Raw genomic sequence first — 6,512 nt, forward strand, 5'->3', positions numbered from 1 at the left:
GGCCCCCGCCGCGCCGCCGCCGAAGCCCGGCGTGCTCAAGCTGGCCATCGAGTCCATCCACCGGGACACGCTCCAGCCCCGCCGCCACTTCGACGAGACCAAGCTCCACGAGCTCACCGAGTCCATCAAGGCGCAGGGACTGCTCCAGCCCATCCTCGTCCGGAAGAACCCGAACAAGGGCGGCGACGGCTACCTCATCATCGCGGGCGAGCGCCGCTGGCGCGCGTCCCAGGCCGCGGGCCTGAAGGAAATCCCCGCCATCATCCGCGAGGTCACGGAGGCCGAGTCCTTCGAGCTCGCCCTGGTGGAGAACCTCCAGCGCGCGGACCTGAACCCCATTGAAGAGGCGGACGGCTACCGGCGCCTAGTGGAGGAGTTCAAGCTCACGCAGGAGCAGGTGGCCCAGAAGGTGGGCAAGGAGCGCTCCACCGTCGCCAACGCGCTGCGCCTGCTGGCCCTGCCCCCGGACGTGAAGGCCATGGTGGCGGACGGGTCGCTCAGCATGGGCCACGCTCGCGCGCTGCTCGGCGTGCCCCGGCTGCCGGAGCTCCAGAACCTGGCGAAGCAGGTGTCGGAGAAGAAGCTGTCCGTGCGCGACACGGAGCGGCTGGTCCAGCAGGGCAAGTCCGCGAAGGGCGGCAAGGATGCAGGCAAGCCGGCGCCCAAGGTGAGCCCGCAGGTGAAGGCGCTCACCGAGGAGTTGCAGCGTCGGTTGGGAACAAAGGTCCGTCTGTCGGAGAAAAGCCCGGGAAAAGGCACCCTGGAAGTCGACTTCTTCTCCTACGATGACCTCGACAGGCTGTTGAAGCTTCTGAGGAAGGAGTAGGGCGTGGCGCTCCTTGGCGGGAAGAAAGACGAAGCACCCAGCAAGCCCCTGTTCAAACGGGAGGAGGATTTCGTGTCGACGCGTCCGGGTGAGGTTCACACGCTTCTGGGTAAAGGAAGCGAGTTCGAGGGGAAGCTCACCTTCGAAGGTCAGGTTCGAATCGACGGCAAGTTCAACGGGCAGATTGTCACCAAGGACGTGCTCGTCATTGGCGACGGCGCCCGCGTGCAGGCGGAGATCCAAGCCGGCACCGTCATCATCAACGGCACCGTGGAAGGCAACGTGCGCGCCACGCAGCTCATCGAGCTGAAGCAGCCGGGCCGCGTGAAGGGCAACCTGGAGACGCCGTCGCTCTCCATGGACCGCGGCGTCATCTTCGAGGGCTCCCTCAAGATGGAGAACATCGGCAAGGGCGGCGGTAACCCGCCCCCGCCCGGAGAGAAGAAGTAACGGTGCGCATGTTCGCGTCCCACGCGCGGAAGACTCCGGGGCTCATCGGCCTCGGGGTCGTCTCGCTCGGCGTCCTGTTTGGCGGCTGCGAGGGCTGCCAGAAGAAGACGCCGGTCGACGACATCCATGCGGAGGACGCGGGGCTGCGCTCGGGCGTGAAGGTGCCGCTGCCGCCGGGTTGGTCCGCGCAGGTGGCCACCGACGGCAGCTTCCAGGCGGGCCCTCCTGGCCGCCCGGCGCTGCGCGTGGATTTGAAGCCGGGGCAGGGCGAGCAGATGCCCTCCTCGGAGACGCTGGCGGACAACGTCCGTCAGCAGATGAAGCAGTTCACGCTGTCGCTGGACCAGGAAGAGGACACTCCCTCCTTCGCCCTGCTGCGCGTGACCATGGCCCCGTCCCTGACGGATGGCGGCCTGGGACCGGAGGCGCCCGCGTTCTTCGGCGCCCGGCGCGTGGGGGACGACCTGTTCCTCTGCGCCAGCCGCCCCGGCGCCACCGCCGAGGAAGTCCGCCTGGCCACCGAGGCCTGCCGTACCATCCAGGTCCAGGCCGCGCCCCGCTGAAGTCCCCTGTCTCGTGAGGGTCGCGGCCTCCTCTACTCAAGGAGCGCGGTGACCCCATGGACGACTGGCGCAAGAACCTCATCGACGACGCGGAAGGCATTGGCGAGCTGCTCGCGCGCACGAAGCGCATCGCCGTGGTGGGCATCCGTCCGGAAGCGCAGGCGGACAAGCCCGCGCACGCCATCCCGAAGTTCCTCAAGGACCACGGCTTCACCGTGCTGCCCGTGCCCACGCACGGCGAGCAGGGGAGCATCCTGGGCGAGCCCATCTCCGCGTCGGTGAAGGACGTGCCCGGGGAGGTGGACGTGGTGCAGGTGTTCCTGCGGCCGGACGACATCAACGCGCACGTGGACGCGATGCTGGCGAAGAAGCCGTACGCCGTATGGTTCCAACTGGGCATCCGCAACGACGCCGCGGCCGAGCAGCTGGCGCGCGCGGGCATCCGCGTGGTGCAGGACCACTGCATGAAGGTGGAGTGGAAGAAGCGCCACCCGGACGCCCGATAAGCGGCGCCGGAGGGGAACCCGGGAACGTCCTGCGCGGCCCGGGTGTCCCCATTACGTGAGGAGCGAGATGTTTCTGGTGGCTGCGACTGGCAGGGGATGGACTTCGGGACCGGCCCGGGGTGCAATTCCGTCCACGTACTGTCAGCTGGAGTCTCCGGGACTTCCCGAAAGCCTTCCGACTTCCTAACCTTAGCCTCCCGACCTGTGCCGAGCGCCCGCCCGCCCCGGGTCTTCACGCTGTGCCCCTCGTAAGGAGTCCGCGCATGACGCTCACCGAGATGCTTCCCCTCCCCCTGGCCGTCGTGGAGATCGGGCCCCTGGGTGAGCAGCTAGCAGCGGCGGGGGGACTGGTCATCACCGCGGCCGCCGCGCTCTGGGCCGCGTGGACCCGCCCGGCGCAGCAGCCGGCTCCGGTGCCGGTGCCCGTGCGCCGCGATCCTCCGCGCCGCCGCTAGGCCGCTCCGTCGCACCCGTCGTCACCGTCTGGATTCGGGCCCTGACCCGGCGCCGCTGAAGCAGCGCCGGGCGGCCCCTGCTGAAAGCGGTCTCCCGCTCAGCGCTTCATCGCCAGCGACAGCGCGAAGTCTCCGTCCGCGTCCGTCCACCACGCGGCCAGGTCGAGGCCCGCGTCGCCAAGCTCCGCCTGCACCTGCTCGCGACAGAACTTGCAGCTCACCTCCGTGCGCAGACATTCGCCTTCCGCGAACTCCACGCGCCGCTCCAGGTCCTTCAGCCACACGGACTGGGCCTTGCGTGAGATGAGCCGCATCTCGATCCACTTGTTCGCTTCGTCGAACGGGGCCAGGTGCTCGAAGGCCTCCGGGTCGAAGTCCGCGTTCAGCTCGCGGTTGATCACGCGCAGCACGTTGCGGTTGAAGTCCGCCGTCACGCCCGCGCTGTCGTTGTAGGCGGCGAACAGGCGCTCGCGGTCCTTGATCAGGTCCGTGCCCAGCAGCAGTCCGTCACCGGGCTTCAGTCCGGACGCCAGCTCGCGCAGGAACAGCGCGCGCTGCGCGGGCTTCAGGTTGCCGATGGTGCCGCCCAGGAAGGCGACGAGCCGCCGGCCGCCGCCCGGGATGCGGCCCAGGTGCTGCTCGAAGTCGCCCACCACCGCGTGCACGGCGATGCGCGGGTACTCGCGAGCGAGTCCCTCCGCGGCCTTGCGCAGGAAGGCCTCGCTCACGTCGAAGGGCACGAAGCGCTTGAGCTGTCCGGCCGCGTCCATCGCGTCCAGCAGGAGGCGCGTCTTCTCGCTGGTGCCGCTGCCCAGCTCCACCAGCGTGTCCGCGCCGCTCAGCCGCGCGACGTCGTCCGCGTGGGCTCGGAGAATCTCCCGCTCGCGGCGAGTGGGGTAGTACTCCGGCAGGCGGGTGATGTCGTCGAAGAGCTGGCTGCCGCGCTCGTCGTAGAGCCACTTGGGGCTCAGCTCCTTGGTCCCATGGCAGAGCCCCTCCAGCACCTCCGCGCGCAGCGCACGCCGAGCGTCCCCGGGCTGCACGTGCACGTCCACCTTCACGCCCGGCGCCGAGTAGCCCTCCGCGACGCGTGCCTCACCCTGCTCCGACCTCATCCTCATGTGACCCTCACTTCACGTCGCGTGCACAGCGGAAGCCGGCGAAGATCTGCCGGCGGATGGGGAAGTCCCAGTTACGGAAGCTGTTGCGCACCGCCACCGGCGCGCTCGCCCAGGCGCCGCCGCGCAGCACCTTGGACGTGTCTCCGAAGAAGACCTCCGAGTACTCGCGGTACGGAAAGGCCCGGAAGCCCTCGTACGGTTGGAAGTCGCTGGCGGTCCACTCCCAGACGTCGCCCAGCAAGCCCCAGACGCCGTCAGCGCTGCGGCCCGAAGGGTGGCTGCCCACGGGCGATGGCCCCCAGCGCGTCCCGCCCAGGTTGGCGTGCGCGTCCGTGGGCTCGGCGTCCCCCCAGGGGTGCGCGCGTAGGACGCCGTCACTGCCCTGCGCGGCCTTCTCCCACTCGGCTTCCGTGGGCAGGCGCTTGCCGGCCCAGCGCGCGTACGCGTCCGCCTCGTACCAGGACACGTGCTGCACGGGTTCGTCCTTGGGCAGGCGCTCCACCGTGCCGAAGCGGCGGCGCAGCCAGACGTGGTGGGCCTGCGGACTCCAGAAGAGCGGATGGCGGATCCGCTCCGCCTGGATCCACGCGAAGCCCTTCGGATCCCACCAGCGCGGATCCTCGTAGCCACCGGACTCCACGAACACGAGGAAGTCCCCCGTGGTGACGGGGTGCGCGTCCAGGAGGAAGGGCGCCACGTCCACGACGTGACGGGGGCGCTCGTTGTCGTAGGCCCACGGGTCGTCGCCGCCCAGGTGCACCGGGCCGCCGGGGATGAAGACCTCGTGCTGGGGCACCGCGCCGGGCTGGGGGCGCAGGGCCTCCACCGGGTGGTACTCCACATGCGTCATCAGCTGCAGCGTGGCGGCCAGCGTCTCCGCGTGCTGCTGCTCGTGCTGCGCCACCATGCCGAAGGCGAAGCCGCCGTGGAGCAGCGGATCCGCGCTGTCCGCGGGCAGCGTCTCCAGGTGCGCGCCCACCGCTTCGCGCACGCGGGTGGCGTAGGCCCAGGCGGCCTCCGGCTCCAGCAGGGGCAGCGTGGCGCGGGTGCCGCGCGGGTGGCGGAAGGCGTCGTAGATGGCGTCGAACGCGGGATCCGTGAAGGCCGGAGCCCCCAGCGCGCGCAAGAGCCACTGCTCCTCGTAGTTGGCCACGTGGGCCACGTCCCAGACGAGCGGGGACATGAGCGGCGAATGCTGCCGCATCAACTCCGCTTCCGGCAGCGGCGCGAGCATCGCCTGGATGCGCTCACGCCCCGCCTCCAGCTCCCGCCACGCCCGGGCCTTCCACGACACGGCCTGGCGGACGCGCTCACTCCCCTGTTCCTGGCTCCTCAGCGACATGGTCGGCCCAAGGTAGGAAGGGGCTCCAGTCCCCGCTAACCCCCCGGGCCCCCCTGGTGGGACAGACCCGTGAGGGAGCACACGTTTGCGAGCCTGCTTCCCCTCCACGGTGATCCGCGGTCCTAACGGGGTTGCGGGCACCTGTCGGTGAATTCTGGACCGGAAAGTTCGTTTCTGTCCAAAAGATACTCCGGGAGCGCGGCCCGCGTCCCCGCGGCATCCTCCCGCGTCCCCACCTTCCGGAGGGGATGCGCCCTCTCGGAAGGGCCACCCTCCAGGGCGGCCATCTGTCCACCAGTTGTCGGGGTATTCCGGGAAGGCGTGTAAGTGTGGGGGAGGGGGTCTCTATGCTGCGGGACATGGTTCAGCCCGCGCCGCACAAGCCCGTGCTGGTGGTGGAGGACGACGAGGATGCTCGCGCCGCCATCGCCGAAATCCTGGAAGCCGACGGCTACGAGGTGGCCGTCGCCGCCAATGGCCGAGAGGCCCTGGACGAGCTCCAGCACCTGCCCCCGCCGAGCCTCATCCTGCTGGACCTGAGGATGCCGGTGATGGACGGCCCGGAGTTCCTGCGCCACCTGCGTGCGGACTGGCCCCGGCTGAAGGCCGTGCCGGTGCTGCTGCTGTCGGGCGTGGGGGCGGAGGCGCTGCCGGACACGGGCGGCCTGCTGAAGAAGCCCATCGTCCCGGACGAGCTGCTGGCCACCGTGGGCCGGCTGTCCGGCCGGATCGCCTGAAGCCGGGGGCCTCGCGCGAACGAGGGCCCTTCGTGTGTCAGCCCAGCCGCGTCACCGCGAGCAGCGTGAGCGTGCTGGCGCGAGGGTCCTTCTCATAGACGAGCTCCAGGTCGTGGCCCTCCACGCGGTGCCGCACGGGTCCCGCCACCGAGTCGTGCGACTTCGTCCGCTCCGCCAGCCGCGCCAGGGTCTGTTGCAGGGCCTCGAAGGCCTCGGACGACATCCGCCCCACCTCCCGCCACGCGGGCGGTGCGTAGTGGACGCGGTAGGGCAGGACCAGGCGATTTCTTGCGGAAGACTGGGACACGGGTTCGGTTCCTCGACACTCCATCGCTATTGCGAACCGCGTGCCTGCCCGCCGCTCCCGGGAATTCCGGGCACTTTCGCGGTGGGTCGGCCCTGGCGTCTGAAGAAGTTACGGACTCGCCCAAATCGTGGGGGAAGAAATGACTGGCCGTATGGCAGGCCTGGAAGAGGGGGAAAGGGGCCCTGGCCGGCCGTCCGGGTGGGGC

General features: G+C 70.0%; 9 protein-coding genes. 6 read left to right on the plus strand and 3 right to left on the minus strand.

Annotated elements, in window-relative coordinates; translation table 11 throughout:
- The 5 genes from D7X99_RS41020 to D7X99_RS41040 form a co-directional block, all read left to right on the plus strand.
- A partial coding sequence (locus D7X99_RS41020; RefSeq protein ID WP_121782476.1) for a ParB/RepB/Spo0J family partition protein occupies positions 1 to 826 on the plus strand: 826 nt, incomplete at its 5' end.
- A gap of 3 nt (positions 827 to 829) precedes the next feature.
- Positions 830 to 1,276: a bactofilin BacM gene (gene bacM, locus D7X99_RS41025; RefSeq protein WP_014400844.1), complete on the plus strand. Its 447-nt coding sequence runs from the start codon at positions 830 to 832 to the stop codon at positions 1,274 to 1,276.
- Between the two features lie 8 nt (positions 1,277 to 1,284).
- Positions 1,285 to 1,839, plus strand: a complete 555-nt coding sequence (locus tag D7X99_RS41030) for a hypothetical protein (RefSeq protein ID WP_121782482.1) — start codon at positions 1,285 to 1,287, stop codon at positions 1,837 to 1,839.
- Positions 1,840 to 1,895: 56 nt separating this feature from the next.
- Positions 1,896 to 2,345 (plus strand): CoA-binding protein, encoded by a 450-nt coding sequence (locus D7X99_RS41035; protein ID WP_121782477.1) that lies wholly within the window; start codon positions 1,896 to 1,898, stop codon positions 2,343 to 2,345.
- Positions 2,346 to 2,623: 278 nt separating this feature from the next.
- Complete coding sequence (locus D7X99_RS41040) at positions 2,624 to 2,800, plus strand: hypothetical protein (protein ID WP_233607562.1); 177 nt, start codon at positions 2,624 to 2,626, stop codon at positions 2,798 to 2,800.
- A 98-nt stretch (positions 2,801 to 2,898) separates the two neighbouring features.
- On the opposite strand, the gene egtD is transcribed toward D7X99_RS41040, so the two are convergent.
- Together egtD and egtB are read right to left on the minus strand one after the other, a co-directional pair.
- A complete protein-coding gene (gene egtD / locus D7X99_RS41045; protein ID WP_121782479.1) occupies positions 2,899 to 3,921 on the minus strand; it encodes an L-histidine N(alpha)-methyltransferase in 1,023 nt (340 codons plus the stop codon).
- Positions 3,922 to 3,928: 7 nt separating this feature from the next.
- The gene (egtB, locus tag D7X99_RS41050) at positions 3,929 to 5,263 is read right to left on the minus strand and encodes an ergothioneine biosynthesis protein EgtB (RefSeq protein WP_121782480.1); all 1,335 of its coding nucleotides are present in this window, start codon (positions 5,261 to 5,263) and stop codon (positions 3,929 to 3,931) included.
- Positions 5,264 to 5,622: 359 nt separating this feature from the next.
- Here egtB and D7X99_RS41055 point away from each other — a divergent pair, with 359 nt between their 5' ends.
- Entirely contained in the window at positions 5,623 to 6,000 is a 378-nt protein-coding gene (locus D7X99_RS41055; protein ID WP_121782483.1) for a response regulator, read from the plus strand.
- A 37-nt stretch (positions 6,001 to 6,037) separates the two neighbouring features.
- On the opposite strand, the gene D7X99_RS41060 is transcribed toward D7X99_RS41055, so the two are convergent.
- The gene (locus D7X99_RS41060; RefSeq protein ID WP_147476412.1) at positions 6,038 to 6,307 is read right to left on the minus strand and encodes a hypothetical protein; all 270 of its coding nucleotides are present in this window, start codon (positions 6,305 to 6,307) and stop codon (positions 6,038 to 6,040) included.
- Between the last annotated feature and the right edge of the window lie 205 nt (positions 6,308 to 6,512).

This window comes from Corallococcus sp. AB032C (assembly GCF_003668935.1).
GTDB classification, from domain to species: Bacteria; Myxococcota; Myxococcia; order Myxococcales; family Myxococcaceae; genus Corallococcus; species Corallococcus exiguus.

Excerpts from the sequence above, each read along its gene's own strand:
- D7X99_RS41030 (WP_121782482.1), top strand. The coding sequence starts at position 1,285 with ATGTTCGCGTCCCACGCGCGGAAGACTCCGGGGCTCATCGGCCTCGGG.
- D7X99_RS41035 (WP_121782477.1), top strand. The coding sequence starts at position 1,896 with ATGGACGACTGGCGCAAGAACCTCATCGACGACGCGGAAGGCATTGGC.
- D7X99_RS41040 (WP_233607562.1), top strand. The coding sequence starts at position 2,624 with ATGCTTCCCCTCCCCCTGGCCGTCGTGGAGATCGGGCCCCTGGGTGAG.
- egtD (WP_121782479.1), bottom strand. The coding sequence starts at position 3,921 with ATGAGGATGAGGTCGGAGCAGGGTGAGGCACGCGTCGCGGAGGGCTAC.
- egtB (WP_121782480.1), bottom strand. The coding sequence starts at position 5,263 with ATGTCGCTGAGGAGCCAGGAACAGGGGAGTGAGCGCGTCCGCCAGGCC.
- D7X99_RS41055 (WP_121782483.1), top strand. The coding sequence starts at position 5,623 with ATGGTTCAGCCCGCGCCGCACAAGCCCGTGCTGGTGGTGGAGGACGAC.